Here is a 19,401-nt window from a genome sequence, read left to right as displayed (position 1 = left end):
CAGCTTGCCCCACCTGCCTAGGCCTAGCCGGGGCAAGTGGGGCAATACAGTGCTTAGCCTCCTAAAAGCTCAGCGGATACTAGCGGTTAGCGCCGCCCCCGCTGGTGCCACCGCGCGACCGGCGCCGCTGGCCACCACCGCCCTGACCGCCGCCCGCCGTAGCAGGACGCCCGCCACCAGTATTACCCGCCGAACGGGCCGGCCCTCCGCCGGAGCGCTGACCATGGCCCGCCGGACGCTCTCCGCTACGACCTTGCTGCTGGCCCTGCGCACGACCTTCCCGCCCGGGGCGGGGCGGACGGCCCGCCGGGCCTTTCGGCCGCTTAATGGCTGGGCCGCCGGTGAGCGGAACGGGCGCAACTGCATCGGATACAAAGGGGTGCTGGTTGACAACCGGAATCTGCCGGCGAATCAGCTTCTGAATATCCTGCAGGTAGGCGCGCTCATCGTCCTCGCAAAAGGAGAGAGCAATACCCTCAGCCCCAGCCCGCCCCGTGCGGCCGATGCGATGCACGTAGGTTTCGGGCTCATTGGGAATTTCGTAGTTAATAACGTGGGTCAGCTCCTCCACATCAATGCCGCGGGCGGCAATATCGGTGGCAACCAGCACGCGCGTGTCGCCGGCCTTGAAGTTGTGCAGGGCACGCTGGCGGTGGTTTTGCGACTTATTGCCGTGTATGGCTTCGGAGGAAATATTGGCCTTGGCCAGCGTCTTCACCACCTTGTCGGCGCCGTGCTTGGTGCGGGTAAAGACGAGCACGCGGCGAATGTTTTTATCCGACAGTACGTGCTCGAGCAGTGCGGCCTTATTTTCCTTCTCTACCATGTATACCGCCTGCGTTACTTTCTCGGCGGTACTAGACACGGGCGTAACGGCCACCTTCACCGGATTTGGCTTCAGAATGGTATCGGCCAGGTCCTGAATTTGGCCCGGCATGGTAGCCGAGAAAAACAGCGTCTGGCGGGAAGCCGGTAGCTTAGGCAGCAGGCGCTTGATATCGTGGATGAAGCCCATATCGAGCATGCGGTCGGCTTCATCAAGCACAAATACTTCCAGATGTCGCAGGTCGATAAACCCCTGATTCATGAGGTCGAGCAGGCGGCCGGGCGTGGCAATGATGATTTCTACCCCACGCTTAAGCGCATTTACCTGCGGAGCCTGGCCTACACCCCCAAAAATGACGGTGTGGCGCAGCTTCAGGTGACGGCCGTAGGAGGCAAAACTTTCCCCAATTTGAATGGCCAGTTCGCGAGTAGGAGTGAGGATAAGGCAACGGGTACGGCCAGGCGCGTGCCGTTGAACCTGCGCCGTTTGGTGCAGAATCTGAAGGATAGGAACCGTAAAAGCGGCGGTTTTACCGGTGCCCGTTTGGGCTACCCCCAGTAGGTCGCGGCCATCCAATACATGCGGAATAGCCTGCTGCTGAATGGGAGTGGGAGTGGTGTACCCTTCCTCGTGCAAGGCGCGCAGGATAGGATCAATAAGGTTTAGTTCGTCGAACGACATCAAAAAGAAGAAAAGCAGCTGCCAAATGGGCAGTAGATATGGCAAAACAAGAATTGCGCCGGCAAAGGTCGACTTTTTTGCGTCGACTGCCGGCAAAGCTGCTAAGTAAGGGTTCTTACCTGAGCAGGCGCTGATAATAGGGAAGTGAGTAGTGCAAGCTAGTGGCCTAGCAGTGAGGGGCTTGGCGCGATATAAGAATAGGGGGCAAGAATAAATTACGAGCCAGCACCAGGCATCCTCTAATTAATACAACACCTAGGCCAGAAAAATCCGTTTACTTTCTCAAAAAAAGAACTTACACCTCAACGCTGGCTATGCGCATCATCGACCGAAAACTGGCCTACGATGGCCACTACAAACTCAGCCAATTACAGGTCCAGGATGAGGAGACTGTGCTCAAGCGGGAACGTTTTGAGCCCGGCACGGCCGTGGCTGCCCTGGTGTACAACACGCAAACCCAGCAGTATATTCTCACGCGCCAGTACCGCGTGGGCCCCGAAAAGGAGCTGGTAGAAATAGCCGCCGGCATGATTGATGCCGGCGAAGGACCGGAGGAAGCTGTTCGGCGCGAAATTCAGGAAGAACTCGGCTTTGATGTCGATTACCTGGAAAAGATTGTTCCCATGCTGCCTTCGCCCGGCACCAGTGCTGAGGTCATAACCATTTTTTACGCCGAGGTCAGCAACCAAAGCGGTGAAGGAGGTGGCCTAGCAGAGGAAAACGAAAAGATTGAGGCCGTCTATTATCGCCCGGAGGAGTTGTGGCAGACCGCTTTTGAAGACGGTAAAACGCTGATAGCCGTACAATGGGCCCGATTGCGGAAGCAGTAGACGGGGGCGAGCAAGTGCGGCGTTACGCAGCATCGCATGTGCGCTTACCTCCCTCTGGCAAGCCGTGCCTACAACTTTGCTTCTAGGCCAGTCATATAATACAGAAAGAGCCGGCTACCCAATGGCAGCCGGCTCTTTCTGTATGGGCAGAGGCGCAATACTTTACTGCGCTTTGATGATGTACTCGAAGTTCTGCTTGGTTTTGGCGTCGTTGATGGTCAGGAAAATATCCTGCGGAGCATCGGTTTTGGTGAACGGAACGGCGCGCTTGCTCATGTACAGGTCGCGGTTCCAGAAGCGGCCTTGGCCCCCCGGAAGTTCTTGCAGGTTCAGCACTTCCTTGCCTTCTTTGGTTTTAGCCACCAAGCTAAGGTAGGCAGGATCGGCGTTTTGGGCGCCGCGGCGGTACATGGTTACAGTGAGCTGGCCGCCGGCAGGCAACTGCTGAAAACGACGCTGATATGTCGTGTCGGCCCAGTTGTTCATGCGCTTGAGCTCATTGATTTCCGTGAGCAGCTCGGAGTAGGGGCGGTAGGCCACTCGCGTTACGCAGGCTTCCACCTCGGCATCTTCGTCGGTGTTTTTAGTGACGTTGAGCACATAAGGGCTTTCCTCATCCTTCTTGGGGAAAGCATATTTCTTACGCGGCTTGCCAGGCATGTATTGGGCCGATGCAGCCAGCGTTCCTAATAACAGCGCTGAAACGAGAAAAAATTTCTTCATATAGTTCAATTTTGGGTAGGTCAGTGACAAAGCCGGATTTCGACGAGGCAAAGATAGGAATTAGGGTGGGCTGCTACGGAATTGTTTCGATTAGTGCCAGATAGCACGTGCCCGAGTGGTGCTTCCACCAAGCCAAGAAGTGGCCTAGGTACTTGACGAAAACATAATGGTGGAGTAACCCACACGTCATAGTGCAAACCGACATTTGACGCAGCATCAACTGTCTGGTATTATGCACGCTCCCACCACTGTACCGCTGTTGCGCCGCCTTCTGCGCCGGGGCGCCTATATGTTGTTTCAGCTTGCGCTGATTGGTTGCTACATACTGCGCTCGGCGGGGGCACTGCGCCTGCCTTTGCACTTCAGCCACGCCTCGGAGGAAGGCGGCTCCGCTAAACCTGGCCGCCGAATTCGGCCCCGGAGCTCTTTTGCCACCAGGCCGGCGCTATAGGCCATGGCGAAAAAAACTGCGAAGCGCCGACGGGTAGAGGTGTGCGTGATATCCGACGTGCATCTGGGAACGTATGGCTGCCACGCGCCAGAGCTGCTCCGCTATTTGAAGAGCATCCGGCCTCGTACGCTGGTGCTCAACGGCGACATTGTGGACATCTGGCAGTTCAGCAAAAGCTACTGGCCCGCCGCCCACATGCGGGTGGTGCGCCACCTGGCTGGTATGGCGGCCAAAGGAACCCGCATCCACTACCTCACTGGCAACCACGACGAGCTGCTGCGCAAGTTTGCGGGCACCCGCCTGGGAGCACTGAGTATTGAAAATAAGCTGCTCCTGGATCTGCCCCACGGGCAGACCTGGCTGTTTCACGGCGACGTATTCGACGTGACCATGCGCCATTCGCGCTGGCTGGCTCGCCTCGGTGGCCACGGCTACGACCTGCTGATTCTACTAAACCGTTTCGTGAACTGGGGGCTGCACCGGTTGGGGCGGCCCCGCGTAGCGTTGTCGAAGGTGGTGAAAGACCGGGTGAAAAGCGCCGTGAGCCTGGTAAGCGACTTCGAGCAGACCGCCGCCAGCATTGCCGCCGACCGCGGCTACCGCTACGTCGCCTGTGGGCATATTCATTGTCCCGAAATCAAGGATTTGACTACTGGTGCAGGTTTGGTAACCTACCTCAACTCCGGCGACTGGGTGGAGAACCTCACGGCCCTGGAGTATACCGCAACGGCTGGCTGGCAGCTTTACCGCTACCAAGACGATGAAGCCCAGCACCAGCCCGAGCCTACTGAGGAACCGGAGCCCGACGAAACCGATGCCGCCGCCGATGCGCCCGCGGCAGTGCTGCTGGCTGATCTGCTGCGGGAAATTGGAATGAAATAAATGGCCACTGCGGCGGCCTGCACACCTTATTACGCACTCGCTCCCCTTGAAAATTCTCTATGCCATTCAGGGCACCGGCAACGGGCACCTCAGCCGGGCCCTCGATATAGTGCCCTTGCTGCAACAGCGTGCTGAGCAGGTTGATGTGCTGGTGAGTGGCCCGCCAGCCGATATTCAGCTGCCTTTTGAGGTGCAGCACCACTGCCACGGGCTAGGGTTCATTTTCGGCAAGAAGGGGGGCATCAACTTCATAAAAACGTTCTGGCAACTCAATTCGTCGGCGTTTTTGCGAGAACTGCGCCAGTTACCCGTTGAGAACTACGACGTGGTGATAAGTGACTTTGAGCCGGTGTCGGCGTGGGCGTGCTGGCACCGGGGCGTGCCATGCGTGGCCCTCAGTCACCAGGCGGCGGTACTCAGCGCCGCCGCGCCCCAGCCAACCAAAGTCGATCCGGTAGGGCGGGCTGTGTTGCGCCACTATGCCCCCACTACCCAGCACTACGGCTTCCATTTTCAGCGCTACGAGCCCCACATTTATACCCCGGTTATTCGGCAGCAGGTACGGACCTTGGCGCCGCGCAACGACGGGCATTACACCGTGTATCTGCCCGCGTTTGATGAGGCGACCCTGGTGAGCCGCTTACGTTACCTAAGCCGGACGGTGCGTTGGGAGGTGTTTAGCAAGCACAGCCGGCAGGAATCGGAGCACGGCAACGTGTGGGTAAGGCCCGTAAGCGGTGCCGCCTTCACCGAGAGCATGGCCCGTAGCGCGGGAGTGCTCTGCGGCGCCGGTTTCGAGACCCCAGCCGAGGCCCTGTATCTGGGTAAAAAGCTATTGGTAATTCCCATGAAGCACCAGTATGAGCAGGCCTGCAATGCCGCCGCTCTGTCTCAGTTGGGGGTGCCCGTGGCGAGAAATTTAAAAGACGCTTCACTTTCGGTGCTCGACAACTGGCTGCAGTACGGCCGGCCGGTGGCCGTCGATTATCCCGATGAAACGGCTGCGGTACTTGATAAGCTGCTGTTCGAAGTAGGGGAGAAGGTCTTGTAGCAACAAGAAGTGCCAACACCCTGGCAGTACTGGTCAGCTTGCCAACGTGAGCACCAAAACCAACGTAGCCGCTAGCTACTCACTCAGAGCCTCTACTAGCACCTGCCGACTGCGCTTCGCGGTAGACTATGTCTCCATTCTTACCGTAGGCCTACCTGCTAGCAGTGCAATGGCTTTCAATTCTTCCTGCAACTCGTGCTACCTCCTGCTTTTTTCCCACCAACTTCACCCGAGCATTTCACGCGTGCCGACTTTGGCAATAGCTTTCACTGGGGAGTATCGGCGGCAGCCTATCAAACAGAAGGAGCTTGGGATAAGGAGGGGAAGGGCCCGAGTATATGGGACGACTTCGTGAGGCGTAAAGGGAAAATAAAGCGCGGAGAAACAGCCGAAGTGGCCACTGATTTCTACTATCGGTGGACGGAAGATATTCTACTCATGCAACAAATGGGTATTGATAATTTCCGCTTCTCTGCAGCCTGGAGCCGTGTTTTACCAAATGGAATAAGTGGTGTTAATCCAAATGGAATAGGGTTTTATGACCGTTTGGTTGATGGCTGCTTGGCCCGTGGTATCAGGCCTTGGCTTACACTCTACCACTGGGATTTGCCTTCCGCCTTACAGCAGCGCGGCGGGTGGACCAACCCCGATGTGGTAGGCTGGTTTACTGACTACGCCCAGCTATTAGCTTCTCGCCTCGGCGACCGGGTGAAGCACTGGCTGGTGCTGAACGAACCCATGGCCTTTACCGGCGCCGGGCACCTGCTGGGCATTCACGCGCCGGGCCGAAAGAGCCTGGGAGCCTTTCTGGCTACTACCCATCATGCTGCGCTAGCCCAGGCGGAGGGCGGGCGGGCCTTGCGCGCCATATTACCGGCCGATGCGCAGATTGGTACCACCTTTTCTAACTCGTACATCACACCCTGGCGTCCAGAACACCTCCGCGACCAACGGGCCGCTCGTCGCGCCGATGCTCTGCTGAATCGTCTGTTCGTGGAGCCTGCGCTCGGTCTGGGCTACCCCGTACAAGACGTGCCCTTGCTTAGCTGGATTGACCGGTACATTCGCCCCGGCGACCTAGAGCGCTTACCGTTCGATTTCGACTTCCTGGGCGTGCAGAACTATACCCGTGAGGTAGTGCGCCATGCGCCGTGGGTACCTCTATTGTGGGCGGGCCTAGTGAGTGCCGCCCGGCGCGGAGTGCCCCATACGGATATGGGATGGGAGGTATATCCTGAGAGTATCTATCACGCGCTGAAACAGTTTGCTGCTTACTCAAATGTTAAAAGGTTGGTCGTAACCGAAAATGGCTCAGCCTTTCCTGATCAGGTGAACCTAGCCGGTCGGCTGCCTGACCTTAAGCGGCAAGCCTTCCTGCAAGCTAGCCTTGGACAGGTGCTACGCGCCCAGCAAGAAGGCGTACCGGTGGAGGGCTACTTTGCCTGGTCATTCACCGATAATTTTGAGTGGGCTGAGGGGTATGGACCACGCTTTGGCCTAGTGCACATCGATTATGAAACCCAGCGTCGCACCATAAAGGATTCAGGGCACTGGTATAGCCGGTTCTTAGGCGGAGAGCTGGCCTAGCGACCGAGGCTGCGCTAGGCCACCTAATCTAGCGCTGGCTGGCCTAGACCTAAGTGAAACAACGCAGCCCAGAACGGTGCCAGTCAACCCCAATTTGCACCTCACTGCTACCTATGCCAGTGCACCAGGTAAGAGGGAATAACACAATCTTTAGCACCGAACCGCTGCACTTACACTACTGCTACCTGCGCTACCCTTCACGATTAGGTAACTGGCTCGTAACCTTGCCGTAACCAGCCGCCGGTAGCTTTGGCGCATTCATTCACCAACTATTTCTCGGATGCGTCAATCATTACTCCTTAAACGAGGCGGCGGGGTGCTGTTGCTAGCCTTAACCGTGGGGCCGGCCTTAGGGCAAAGTGTACGGCAGGGCTTTGAAGGCACTGCCACCGACACCTGGTCCTTTACAGCTACGCCCGCTACCTACAACGTGCCGGCCGAAAATGACCAATGGGCGGCCTTGCCTACGATAGGAACCACCGGTACCGCGGGCACGGCAGCACTGCCCGCCGCGGGGGCTCAACTGTGGGGAATGCGCGACCTGGAGGGGCCGTCCACTGCCAATGCTTCCGTATGGCACTTCCTGGATTTTGCACCCGTGGCCATTCAGGCGGGAACGGGAGCCGCAAATCAGCTGTCGTTTCAGTTCTTCAGCAATGGCTTTGGTGCTACCGATTCCCTGGCGTACGTGGTGGTATTTGATAATGGCACCACCTGGCCCGCTACCAAAACCTACACGCAGCTCAATAAGGATTCCCGCGCCTACCAGACCGTAACAGTGCCCATTCCGGCAACCGCCACGTCGGTACGCTTGCGTCTGGCAGCGCGCCAAAACGGCAACAACGAGTGGGCCGCCTGGGACGAGGTAGCGCTAGGCCAGTCGAGCACTCCGGTAGTGCCCTCGTTGCGCCTGAATGCAGCCACCGCCGTCGTCAATGAAGCGGCCGGTACGGTGAGTATTCCGGTTAGCATCACCAACCCAGGGGCCAATGCCAGCACGGTGCAAGTAGCGCTAGTGCCGGGCACCGCCACCGCGGGTACCGACTTTACCTTCGCCTCGCCCCAAACTCTAACCTTTCCGGCCGGTAGCTCCGCCGACCAGGTGTTGACCATCCCCCTCTTGGCCGACCAGCTGGCGGAAGGAGCGGAGTATTTTACTTTGCGCCTGCAGAACCCTACCAATGCCACGCTGGAAGCGGATAAAGCCGAGGTGCTGGTGTATATAAAGGACGGAACCACGCCCATACCCCTGCAGAGAAAAAAATTAACGCTTACTCATTTGGGTAGCTACCAAAATGGGGCTAGCGGCACTAACTCGGCCGAAATTGTTGCTCACGATCCTACTACGCAGCGGCTCTACGTGGCCAACTCAGTGGGCAGCAAGCTGGATATTCTGAGCCTGGGCGCCACGGGCACCCTCACGGCAGTAGCTTCTATCGATGTGAAGCCGTACGGTGGCATCAACTCGGTGGCGGTGCGCAACGGCGTGGTGGCGTGTGCTATGGAAGACAGCGACCCGCAGCAGAATGGCTCAGTGGTGCTGTTTGACCAGAATGGCGCGTTCCTGAAGCGAGTATCGGTAGGCGCCATGCCCGATATGATTACTTTCTCGCCCGATGGGCAATTGCTGCTCACGGCCAATGAGGGTGAACCGAAATCAGACTATAGCCTCGACCCCGAGGGCTCCGTTTCCGTGATTGACTTTAGTGGGGGTGTGGCCGGCGTAACCCAGGCCAGCGTCACGACGGTAGGGTTTACGGGCTACAACGGCCAGGCGGCGGCCCTGCGCCAGCAAGGCATCCGGCTATATGGCGGCACCACGACGGCGCCCAGCACGGTGGCGCAGGACCTCGAGCCCGAGTACATAGCCGTTTCCTCTGACTCGAAGGTGGCCTACATCACCCTCCAGGAAAACAACGCCATTGCCACGCTCGATCTGACCACCAAGCAATTCACGAGTTTGCGCCCCGTGGGCTATCAAGACCATACCCAGCCCGGTTTCTCCCTTGATGCTTCTGACCAAACCCCGGACGTACTACTGGCTAACTGGCCCATTAAAGGTATGCGCCAGCCCGATGCCATTGCGGCCTTTGAGGTGAGCGGGCAGCGTTACCTGCTCACGGCCAACGAGGGCGACGCCCGCGAGTACACGGCCCTGACGGAGGCCGTGCGCCTGGGCGATGCCGGCTACCGGCTCGATGCCACGGCTTTCCCCAACGCCTCCCTGCTCAAGAACAGCCAGGTGCTAGGCCGCCTCAACGTTACCAACCGCCTCGGCGACACGGATGGCGACGGAGACTTTGATGAGATTTATGCCTTTGGGGGCCGTTCATTCAGCATCTTCAACGCTAGCACCGGCGCCCTCGTCCACGACAGCGGCGACCTGCTGGAGCGCGTAACCAGCACCGATGCCACCTACGGGACCATCTTCAACGCCAGCAACTCTACCGGCAACCCCGTTCGGAAAAACCGCTCCGATGATAAAGGCCCCGAACCCGAAGGCGTAACCACCGCCGTAATTGGCACCGATACCTACGCGTTCGTCTCGATGGAACGCATGGGAGGGGTCCTGGCTTTCAACGTGAACAACCCAGCTAGCCCCGTGCTGGAAACCTACGTGAACAACCGCAGCCTCACCAGCGGCACCGGCGACCAGGGCCCTGAGGGCCTCGTATTTGTTACGGCGGCCAACAGCCCCACTGGGCAGCCCCTATTGCTGCTGGCCAACGAGGTAAGCAGCACCGTAGCCGTGTACAGCGTGCAAACGGGCACCGTCACGGCCGTTACCAAAGGCCGCGCTACGGAGGGACTGCACGTATATCCGAACCCCGCCCAGGCCGGGCGGGTGCACCTGAACCGGGCCGTATCGGGCACTTTGCAAGATGCCCTGGGCCGCCCAGTGCGCGAAGTACACAAGTCGGAAACTGTAGAGACGACTGGCCTACAGGCAGGCGTATACGTGCTGCGTACTGAAGACGGAGCCAGCACAAAACTAGTAGTGAAGTAAGCTCACCTATTCCCCATACAAAAAGCCCCGACCGAGAACCGGTCGGGGCTTTTTGTGTGAAGGCAGCACGGTTAGTACTGGCCGCCTGCTTTCCGGGCGTTAAGTCGGGCCAGTTCGGCGGGGAACTGCGGGAGTCTACGAGGCTCCGAGTGGCCTAGGCCTGTGGTGTCGGTGAGGGCGTGCAGGAAAGCTACCAGGTCGCGCTTTTCCTGTGCGGTGAGGTGGAGCTTGTCAGTGGGAAGGGTTTGGTTAGGTACCGCTAGGCCTAGGCCCGCGCCGCCCCCCTGGTCGTAGAAGTCGATGACCTGCTCCAGAGTACGATAAGCGCCGTTGTGCATGTAGGGAGCCGTGAGGGCTACATTGCGCAGGGTGGGCGTTTTGAAGGCGTGCTGCTGCCACCGGATGCCCGTGGCGCCACCACGGCCAAGATCAGGGTCGAGGGCACGCGGGTGCAGGCTGGCCTGAGCGGGCGTGCCCAGCACTTCAGCTTCCGTGCGCTCGAAGCCCGGCGGTACGGTGCCGTTGAACAGGGGGAGGAAATGACAGGTGGCGCACTTGGCTTTGCCCAGAAACACGTTGGCCCCGCGCTGGGCCGCGGCCCCCAGTGCCTCCGGCTCGCCCCGCATATATTGATCGAATGGGGAGTTTAGTCTGACAAGGGAGCGGAGGTAAGCGGCCAAGGCTGTTTTCACCTGCTCCTGCTGCACGGCTGCGCTGGGCTCGGTGGCAAACGCCGCCGCAAACGCCGTGCGGTAGGCTGGGCTGCGCGACAGCAACCGGGCCGCCGTGGCCAGGGAGCCATGCATTTCAGTGGGGTTGGCAATGACGGCCGCCGCCTGGTCTTCCAGAAAGCTTACCCGTCCATCGTGAAACTGGGTGCGTTGCAGGGCCGCATTGAGTAGGGTTGGAGCGTTGCGGGCTACTACGCCGCGCCCCGCAAAAGCTAGGCTCTTGGCTTGCCCATCTGTGAAAGCCCGCGTGGATTGGTGGCAGCTGGCGCAACTGCGGCTGCCGTTACCCGAGAGCACAGGGTCAAAGAATAACTGTTGGCCCAGCAAAACCTGCGGTGGTGTGGGGCGCTCGGTGGTATTGGCCGCAAACGCCGTGGCATCAAATGCGTCCGCCTCAAATAAGGAAGCTGCATCGGCCCGTAACGCGCGCACCTCCTTGAATGCCGGAATGCCGAGAGCCTGCTGTGCCTGCCACACCTGCTGACTGAGCGGATTCGCGTAGGCCACTAGAAACTGCAGCCGGTTGAAGGTAGCTGCCTCGCGGGAGTGGCCTAGGAAGGTCTGAACGGCGCGGAAGGTGCTGTCGAGGCGGGCGGCCAGGCGGGGCTGCCGGGCCATAAGTTGTGGCTGGTAGGAGGCCAGGGTAGCCTGTACTGTGCCCAGGGCTTCTGCCGCTTCAGGCACGGCCCCCGGCGAGGCGGGTGTATCAAACCCCGAAACACCCAGCGTCATCACTCGAAACACCTCTAGTCGGGCCGCATCGAAAATATGGCTGTCAGTAGGTGAGAGCGTTTCGGCGGCGTGATGCAGGCTCAGCAGGCTGCTGCGCACAAAGGCCAACTGCTCCAGCACCTTCGGCTGCTGAGCCGGAGTGTAAGGCTCGGGGTAAAAGTAGGTTTCGAGTACCTGCAAGCCCTCCGGCTCATGAATGCGCTGCTGCTGGTCGAATTCCTCTACCTCACCCAGGGCCGGTCCGTTCAGCAATTTTGCCGTTGAGGGGCTGTAGTATTCTGCTAACATTTCGGTGCGTTTCCAGGCGCGGCGGGCAGCCAGAAAAGCTTGCCGCTGCTGCCTCAAGGGCTGGCTCTGTGCCACAGCCCTATGCAGCAGAGCCACCGCCGAATCTAGGTGCGTCAGGTCTTGGTGGTAGCGCTGCAACACCTGCTCGGCTGGACTGCTAGTGGTTACGCCAGGAACAACACTGGACAAGGAAGAGGAGCGCTGGCAACCCAGCCAGCCAAACGACAGGCCTAGCAGTACAGAAGAGAAGGCTATTGATTTACGTGCTGACATACAGTGTAATACCAAATGGTAAAACGCATTTACTTACTATTTGGATAAAGTGGCAAAGGCCTAGGGAGCTATTTGGCTACTTGAGTAGTTGCTTGCGAAAAGCCCTGCTTCTATCTAAGAAGCAGGGCTGGCTAATTCACGCTGATTGTAATAACAGCTAGGAATAGTGGGCCTAAAAATCGAGCAGATAAACTACCGGGGCAGACCGCTCAGAATCACTACTTGGCTAGCCTGGTCGTTGCCATTGTTAGGTTTGGCACCGCCGTCTTTGTACTTCTGCGCCCGCCAGGAGTGGGGCTGTATGCAGAGGGTAAACGTATTGGGCTGGCCTACTACATCCGACACGTCCACCAGGGCGCCATACTCCCAGCTACCTTTCGAGGAAGAGGCCGGTGTGTAGGAGTTGCCGGTCACGTTGTATTTGTCCTTGTCGGTTTCGGTGCGGCGGTGGTCCAGTTCCATCACCTTCTTCAGCTCCCCGGTCGCAATGTTATACTGGTAGATGTAGGCATCGTGGGTTTCCGGGCCGTAGCCGTTGGAGTCTTCCTGAATGTAAACGTAGTTCTGCGTTACGCAAATGTTGTCGGGGTTCTGGAAATCCTTGGCCTTGCCGTTGCGGTCGTCGCCATCCAAGATTACCTCTAGCGTGCCCTGCAGCGGGTTTTGCTCATTAAGCAGCAGGCGGTAAGTGCGGCCCCATTTGGTACGGCTCTGGTCGGCGTTTACGCCGGTGAAATCCTGGCCCGTTACGTTGAAGTATACCTCGCGGCCGTTGGCGCCACCGCCCTTGCGGTAGTCGAGGTCTTCTACGCGGCCGAATTTGATGGCCTTCAGCGGATCTACCTGGGCCTGCATCTGGCTGCCAGTGAGGTTTTTGTAGTCCGGAATGGATACAAATTCTACCTCATACTTCTGGCCAACCACCATGTCCTTTTCCTTCTGGTTCAGGTCTTTGCGGCGCAGCATGTACTGCTGGCCCCCGTCCAGGTCGCCTACGGCATTGCTCACGTAGAGGGCCACCTGACCGCCGGTAGCGTCAGAGGCGTCTTCACCCGTCAGGATGACGGTTTTGCCGGTGTAAGCTGTTTTAGGCAGAGGCACGGCGTTTTCAGCGCTCCAGTAACCCAGGCCCTTGATACCCTTGGGCGTGCTCTGGGTGTTGTTGTCGGCGAAGGGCTGGATAAGGTGGGTTTGAGCATCCACGGCACTTTCGCCGGCGCTCAGGAAGTAGGGGCCAAACCCGTGTTCTTCGGGCGTTACCAGCGTGGCCGAGCAGAGGCGCCAGCGGCCCCCGTCGGAGTTCAGCACGTACTCTCCCCGCACGGGGCGCAAGGTCTCATCGAAATGTACTCGCGAAATAGACATGTTGTCTTCGTTGTTCACGAGCATGGTGTATCCCTTACCATCAGGGTTGCGCAGCAGGCCTGCACCGTCGGCCGAACCACCGAACATAAAGTCGGGGGAGGCCGCCAGCTTATCATCGGAACTGATCAGCGAGTACATTTTTACGCCTTCAAAACCAGCTTGCATCTTGGCCAGCGCCGGCGTGGCAGAGTAATTATCCAACTTTACTGCACTGGGCGTTTCCGTGGGACTATCAGAATCGTTGTCGCTGTCGGAACAGGCTGCTAGGCCAGTCGTGAAAGCCAGACCGAGCAGCAGGCGCACGGGAAGGGTAGGAGTGTGCATAAACACAAGCGGAAATAATGGGTGAAAGGAGTGCTTGGAAGAATGCCCAAAAGTATTTTCACCGTGTTACCGCATGATTGGCTGCCCGTTATGAAGAAATGTCCAAATGATTACGTGGGAGTGAAGCCAGAATTACGCAAATGTTAGCTCCCGTGGGCCAGAAACTGCAGCGGGCCAGACGCCGAAACAGGCCGTATTCTCCCGTATCTTGCCCCGGCCCCGCTGGGGCGCTAGTTTATTTGCGTTGCTATCCTACCGATGCTGCTTACCATTACCACCACTCATCAGCCGGCCACCGATCTGGGCTACCTGCTGCATAAGAACCCGGCCCGCCTCCAGACCCTGGAAATTACCGCTGGACAAGCCTATGTCTTCTATCCCGAAGCAACTCCGGAGCGCTGCACCGCAGCCCTGCTCCTCGATATCGACCCGGTGGCGCTTGTGCGCAGTCACCGCGGCCCCGCCGGAGAGGGATTCGCGCTGGAGCAATACGTCAACGACCGGCCTTACGTAGCTTCCTCCTTCCTGAGCTCGGCCATTGCCAAGGTTTTCAATACGGCCATGAATGGCACTTGCAAGGACCGTCCGGAACTGCCCGAAGAGCAGCTGCCACTCGAAGCAACTGTGGCCGTGATACCCGCCGCCAACGCAGAACAGCTACAGCGGCTATTTGAGCCGCTAGGCTATGAGGTGAAGGCAGAGGCGCACGTGCTCGACCCCACCCGACCAGAGTGGGGCGACAGCCGATATTACACGCTCCAGCTGCGCCATCCGGCCGTGCGCCTCCGCGACTTGCTGAGCCACCTCTACGTGCTTATTCCCGTGCTTGATAGGGGCGACAAGCATTATTGGATCAACCAAGAAGAAGCAAAAAAGCTGCTGCGCCGGGGAGCCAACTGGCTGCCTCAGCACCCAGACCGGGAGTTTATCACGCGGCGCTACTTGCGGTTTGCGGAGTTCGTGAATCCGACCCTGGAGCGGCTGCTGCAGGCTGATGAGAATGCTACGGACGATGAAGCCGGAGAAGCGGCGCTGGACGTGGAGGCCCATGCTGCTCTGGCGGAAATACCAATGGCTCTAGGCCAGTTGGAGGAAGTAGGCGCGAAGCAGCCGCTCCATGAGCTGCGCCTAGACCGCGTGGCAGAGGAAATTCGTTGGCTGGGGGCTCAGCGCGTTCTGGATTTGGGCTGCGGCGAAGGCAAGCTGGTCCGCCGCCTGCTTCAAATCCCGCATGTAGAGCACATTCTGGCCCTGGACGTATCGTGGCGGGAGCTGGAGCGGGCCCAGCAGCGCCTGCACGTGGCCGAAATGCCTCCGCGCCAGCGCAAGCGACTCACCCTCACGCAAGGCTCCCTGCTGTACCACGACCCGCGCTTAGCCGGCTACGATGCGGCTGCCGTGGTAGAAGTCATTGAGCACCTAGATGAAAGCCGTTTGGCGGCTTTCGAGCAGGTGGTATTTGCCCGGGCCCGCCCCGGCGCCGTGCTCGTCACCACGCCCAATGCCGACTACAACCAACGCTACGAAACACTCTCTGCCGGAGAGTTCCGTCACTCCGACCACCGTTTTGAGTGGACGCGGGCGCAGTTTGCGGCCTGGGCAACGGGTGTGGCCGAGCGCCACGGCTACCGGGTGCGCCTCGAACCCCTGGGGCCCGAGGCAGCCGAAGTAGGAGCCCCTTCGCAGTTGGCCGTGTTTGAGCAGTAAAGCAAAGCCCCTTGTTTTGTTAAACTTGGTATAGAGCCTACCTTATTCGTGAAACTGGTATAAGTATCGATAGAACATCGGCTTACCACTTCGTGCATTAGAGGTTTCACCAATTAGCAAACCGATTGGGGAGTAAGAGTAGAGGGTGTAGCTCTGTCCAAAACCTAAGTAGTTTTGCTCGCTGGCAATAAGTTGGTGTTGAGAGTTATAGGTGTGCTTAACGCTGGAAGTAAGGTTATTAACAAATTTGACATCCAGCGTTCTGATTTGCTGTTGTACTACACGGTTCTGGCTGTCGTAGCTCCAAATAACTTTAGGGTAAACGCCTTGTCGATGCCGCAATGCCCATAATGCCTGACTGTACACGTGTAAGGCTGCATGGCCAGCTGCACCCTGCGGTAATGCGTGGCGTTTAGTAGCTTGTATTAGGTCGAGAATGCCCATTTCAAGAACCCGGCCTTCGTGGCTGAGGCTATAGTTAACGCTGGCCTTCTGCAGCTTCCCTTTTTCATTATATCTGTAATGAACCAGAAGTATTGTATCGGGGTGGGGCATGTACCGCAGGGTACGGTGCTGACTTTCCTGTTTATAAATTACCCCTTGGGTGAAGATAGCATGGGTCGCTTTCTCCGTGATCAAGGTGTCTGCGTGCTGACGTAAGGACAGCTCGCTCATGGTAATGGTAGTTCCATCAGGCTTTAGAACCTGCTGTTTCCCACGGCCTAGTTTCGGATTGTAAGTGTAGATTAAAGTGTACGGGGGCGTAGGAGTGGGATGAACTACCAGGGACGTGCAGTGTCCCATAGCATTGTAGCTCCATTGCTTGGATAGTTGCGGGCTGCTGTGCTGATTGAACAGAGAGGCTAGAGTAGTGCGCCGGTTAAGTAGCGTAAGTCGCCCATAGACATCAACTTCCTGGTAACTTACAGTGTCCTCTACTTCTCCTTCGTCGTTAATAAGCACTTTCGCTACAGAGCGAACCCGTGCTTTAGAATACAGATGGCGGGTAACCGAATCGGGCTCTATCTCAATGGGCCCGCTAGGGTCAGGAGTAGCTGCTTCGGCTGTTTGTGCCTGGCTGCCAGAAGGAAGTAATAAGCCGCTTAGCAGCAAAGAAATAAGGAGTAAGTAGATGCGCATGGTAGTGTAAAAAATATGCCCTTAATAGATCGTGGCTAATATATAAGTGTAAAAAACGTAAGGCCCCTTTTTGACGGGCCTTTTTACTAATCAGCGTATAAAAATCTACATAGTACTAAGTCAAAAGCACTAAAGTCATTACTTGCCTACATTGCCTTAGTGAAAATGGAGTACTTCCTCATCATTCCTAAATCTGAGAGAAATGCTGACCAGAATAGGCCTTGGCCGGTAGCAATGCAGCGCATGAACTTTTTAGGCTCAGGTACTGGTCCGGAGCCTAGAAGCAGTGGGTTGCTTACCTTTAGGGCAGTACAATTGCTTACCTAGTTTTGCCTATGAAGGTGTTGCTCACGCTGGCCCTACTGCTTTGCTGGCTGCAGCTCCACGCGCAGGAGCTGGTACCGGGGCGCGTGTACGCCGATTCAGCGGGGCAGTATCAGCTCATTTATCCGGGCACCTGGCAGCGCCAATCCCGCCCGGCGGGAGAGATGGTCTTTATGGTTGGAAAGTCGCCGGAGCAAGCCATAGTCACCCTGTGGCAACGGCCTCTACCTGCTAGGCCACAAACCCAAGCTGCTCCGTTTGCCCAGCGCCAGCAGGATGCCATTTGGCAGAATATTCAGCAGCTGCCCCAGGCACGCGTGCTGTATGTGAAGCAACAGTATCCTAGCAGCCACGAGGAAGTGCGGTACCACTACACGTATGCCGGAGAAGCGGCATCGCGCGTTCGGGTACTCGGCCGGCGCTTATGGCGCGGAAACACCGAATGGCAGCTGGAATATAAAGCTCCTGCTGCCCATGATGCCCGTTTTCTGGCCGAAGGAGAGCAGTTGCTGGAGTCGTTTAGCCTCAAGCTGCGCGCTAACGCTACCCCAACGAATAATCCTCCTACTACCGCGGCCCCGGCGTGCGATAACAAGGTGTACGGCATTGCGGCCCTGCGCGTGCACGACGACCTGTGGGAAGACGACTGCCGAACGATTCACGAGTTTACGGGGCCTGATCTATCGGGACGCCCGAAGGTGCACCGCCAAGTGCTACCGTTCCAGTCCTACGCCCTGGCTAAGGGCTTCGATAACTGCCTATACTCCGTAACTAAAGCGCCCACCAATGCGCCAGAGCTGGTGTACCGCTACAACCCCAGCACGCGGCGGGGCGAGTATACTACTTGGCAGCTACCCGCCCAAGGACCAGAAAACGTCTGGATTTCGGCCGCTACCGATGAGCGGGGACACTTGTACTTCATGACAGCGGATGCCGCCCAATTGGTAAAAGTGAATCCCTCTGATGGGCAGGTGACGGTAGTCTGGGCCACTGATCCGCTGCGGAAAGCGCCGTATTATGCAGCCGTCAGCTTTAAAGGCGCCGGCTCGCACGGCAACTTCTGCTTAGGCGATGCTCGCACCTTGTACCAAGTGTACAGCACCGATGGCTCCCTGATGAGCATTAACCTGGATACCCGCCAGCCCTCCCCGGCGCTGACCTCCCTAGATGGCCTGCCCGAGCGCGGCGGCTACAGCGACTTGCTATTTCACGCGGACGCGGACGGCCAGCAGCGGCTCTACCTGGCCGGCCCTAAATCAGTATACCGGGTTGATGTGCGCAGCGGTCAGGCTGAGGTAGTCCGCCGGGGTATCTACACCGATTTAGCGGGTTGCAACACTTTTCGTTCGGAACCAGCCAAGCCAGTGGAAAATATTTCCCCGCCGCCTCCGGCGGCCCCCACTACTGGCACGTGGCGCGGGCGGTTGTTAGATGCCGCAACTCTGCAGCCCCTGCCACAGGCCACACTGCGTCTAGGCCAGGCTGGCTCCGAAACCACCGTGCCGCTCAAAGCCGATGGCGGGTTTTCATTCCTGGTAGAGCCCGGCCGTGCCACGATTGCGCACGTGCAACTGGCCGGCTATCTGCCCCTCGACAGCACCTACACGGCCCTGCGGGGGCCTTACGTGCAGGATGTGCTGATTCAGCCCCTCAACGTGGGTACTACCTTGCGGCTGGAGCGCGTGCGGTTTGAGCAGGGGAGTGCCCGGCTGCTGTCCTCGTCGTACCCGGCCCTGCGGAACCTGCTGAAGCTACTCACGGATACGCCCACGCTAACCATCGAGCTGCGGGGCCACACCGACAACGTCGGCTCCGCGGAGAAAAACGTGCAGCTTAGCGAGCAGCGCGTAGCCACCGTAAAAAACTACCTAGTACGTCACGGCATCGCCGCGGTCCGCATTACTGGCCTAGGCCTGGGCGGCACCGAGCCCCGCGCCTCCAACGACCGGGAAGTCACCCGCCAGCTCAACCGCCGCGTCGAGTTCCGGGTAACGGGGAGGTAGGGGTGGTCTTCTACTTGTCGTACTCATTAGTGAAGCCCGACTTGATGTAGTCTTTGTCTCGGGAACTAATTTCTCGGCCTTTGAACTCGGCGAAGATGGCATAGGCCTCCTCTAGGTCAGCAACTCCCTGCTCATGGACCGATTTACCCCATTTATATAGTGCAATATGCCCTAACGTTGTATAAAGCCCTGGTTTTATCTGGGTGCCATCGTATTCATGTCCCTTGATGGATGAGAAGAAGTCTAGCTTGCCACCTACTTGTGTTTCGGCTAGGATACTAGCTCTCAGTTCTGTTTGATTTAGCGCCTGATGGTGGGTAGTTGTAGTTTGCGTAGTCTGGTGTGTAGTTGTACAACCAATAATTAATGCGTTCAAAACCAACAAGAAGGGAGCACGCTTGAATGCCATAGCACTTGGATGTATTTTGTGAATCAAGCCACAATATGCTTAATAAGCAGTTTAAGCCTTAACATCC

General features: G+C 58.0%; 14 protein-coding genes. 8 read left to right on the top strand and 6 right to left on the bottom strand.

The genetic code is table 11. From position 1 onward, the window contains the following. Nucleotides 1-79 precede the first annotated feature (79 nt). Nucleotides 80-1,507, bottom strand: a complete 1,428-nt coding sequence (locus EU556_RS14335) for a DEAD/DEAH box helicase (protein WP_135434842.1) — start codon at nt 1,505-1,507, stop codon at nt 80-82. A gap of 314 nt (nt 1,508-1,821) precedes the next feature. On the opposite strand from EU556_RS14335, the gene EU556_RS14330 reads away from it, so the two are divergent. Further along, complete coding sequence (locus EU556_RS14330; RefSeq protein ID WP_135434841.1) at nt 1,822-2,337, top strand: NUDIX domain-containing protein; 516 nt, start codon at nt 1,822-1,824, stop codon at nt 2,335-2,337. Nucleotides 2,338-2,499: 162 nt separating this feature from the next. Here the strand turns inward: EU556_RS14330 and EU556_RS14325 are convergent, their stop codons facing one another. Then, nucleotides 2,500-3,060, bottom strand: a complete 561-nt coding sequence (locus EU556_RS14325) for a hypothetical protein (protein ID WP_135434840.1) — start codon at nt 3,058-3,060, stop codon at nt 2,500-2,502. 232 nt (nt 3,061-3,292) lie between these two features. On the opposite strand from EU556_RS14325, the gene EU556_RS14320 reads away from it, so the two are divergent. From EU556_RS14320 to EU556_RS14300, 5 genes are all read left to right on the top strand, one after another. Then, complete coding sequence (locus tag EU556_RS14320; RefSeq protein ID WP_135434839.1) at nt 3,293-3,511, top strand: hypothetical protein; 219 nt, start codon at nt 3,293-3,295, stop codon at nt 3,509-3,511. 3 nt (nt 3,512-3,514) lie between these two features. After that, nucleotides 3,515-4,393 carry a UDP-2,3-diacylglucosamine diphosphatase gene (locus tag EU556_RS14315; RefSeq protein ID WP_135434838.1) on the top strand — a complete coding sequence of 293 codons (879 nt, stop codon included), beginning with the start codon at nt 3,515-3,517 and terminating at the stop codon, nt 4,391-4,393. A 46-nt stretch (nt 4,394-4,439) separates the two neighbouring features. Continuing rightward, the gene (locus EU556_RS14310; protein ID WP_135434837.1) at nt 4,440-5,444 is read left to right on the top strand and encodes a glycosyltransferase family protein; all 1,005 of its coding nucleotides are present in this window, start codon (nt 4,440-4,442) and stop codon (nt 5,442-5,444) included. A 195-nt stretch (nt 5,445-5,639) separates the two neighbouring features. Continuing rightward, complete coding sequence (locus tag EU556_RS14305; protein ID WP_135434836.1) at nt 5,640-7,031, top strand: GH1 family beta-glucosidase; 1,392 nt, start codon at nt 5,640-5,642, stop codon at nt 7,029-7,031. A 280-nt stretch (nt 7,032-7,311) separates the two neighbouring features. Beyond that, a complete protein-coding gene (locus EU556_RS14300; RefSeq protein ID WP_135434835.1) occupies nt 7,312-10,038 on the top strand; it encodes a choice-of-anchor I family protein in 2,727 nt (908 codons plus the stop codon). 71 nt (nt 10,039-10,109) lie between these two features. Here the strand turns inward: EU556_RS14300 and EU556_RS14295 are convergent, their stop codons facing one another. Both EU556_RS14295 and EU556_RS14290 read right to left on the bottom strand, forming a co-directional pair. Beyond that, nucleotides 10,110-12,062: a cytochrome-c peroxidase gene (locus EU556_RS14295; RefSeq protein WP_135434834.1), complete on the bottom strand. Its 1,953-nt coding sequence runs from the start codon at nt 12,060-12,062 to the stop codon at nt 10,110-10,112. Between the two features lie 192 nt (nt 12,063-12,254). Next, nucleotides 12,255-13,751 carry a PhoX family protein gene (locus EU556_RS14290; protein ID WP_135434833.1) on the bottom strand — a complete coding sequence of 499 codons (1,497 nt, stop codon included), beginning with the start codon at nt 13,749-13,751 and terminating at the stop codon, nt 12,255-12,257. Nucleotides 13,752-14,009: 258 nt separating this feature from the next. Here EU556_RS14290 and EU556_RS14285 point away from each other — a divergent pair, with 258 nt between their 5' ends. Then, nucleotides 14,010-15,458 (top strand): 3' terminal RNA ribose 2'-O-methyltransferase Hen1, encoded by a 1,449-nt coding sequence (locus EU556_RS14285; protein WP_135434832.1) that lies wholly within the window; start codon nt 14,010-14,012, stop codon nt 15,456-15,458. A 42-nt stretch (nt 15,459-15,500) separates the two neighbouring features. Here EU556_RS14285 and EU556_RS14280 read toward each other — a convergent pair whose 3' ends face one another. Continuing rightward, nucleotides 15,501-16,598 carry a hypothetical protein gene (locus EU556_RS14280; protein WP_135434831.1) on the bottom strand — a complete coding sequence of 366 codons (1,098 nt, stop codon included), beginning with the start codon at nt 16,596-16,598 and terminating at the stop codon, nt 15,501-15,503. 335 nt (nt 16,599-16,933) lie between these two features. Between EU556_RS14280 and EU556_RS14275 the strand changes: the two genes are divergently transcribed. Then, nucleotides 16,934-18,925, top strand: coding sequence for an OmpA family protein (locus EU556_RS14275; protein WP_135434830.1), 1,992 nt, complete (start codon nt 16,934-16,936; stop codon nt 18,923-18,925). Between the two features lie 10 nt (nt 18,926-18,935). On the opposite strand, the gene EU556_RS14270 is transcribed toward EU556_RS14275, so the two are convergent. Next, nucleotides 18,936-19,334 carry a hypothetical protein gene (locus EU556_RS14270; protein ID WP_135434829.1) on the bottom strand — a complete coding sequence of 133 codons (399 nt, stop codon included), beginning with the start codon at nt 19,332-19,334 and terminating at the stop codon, nt 18,936-18,938. Nucleotides 19,335-19,401 lie beyond the last annotated feature (67 nt).

The sequence above is a fragment of the Hymenobacter fodinae genome (assembly GCF_004745825.1).
Lineage (GTDB): Bacteria > Bacteroidota > Bacteroidia > Cytophagales > Hymenobacteraceae > Hymenobacter > Hymenobacter fodinae.
This window is presented reverse-complemented; position numbering and strand designations above follow the sequence as displayed.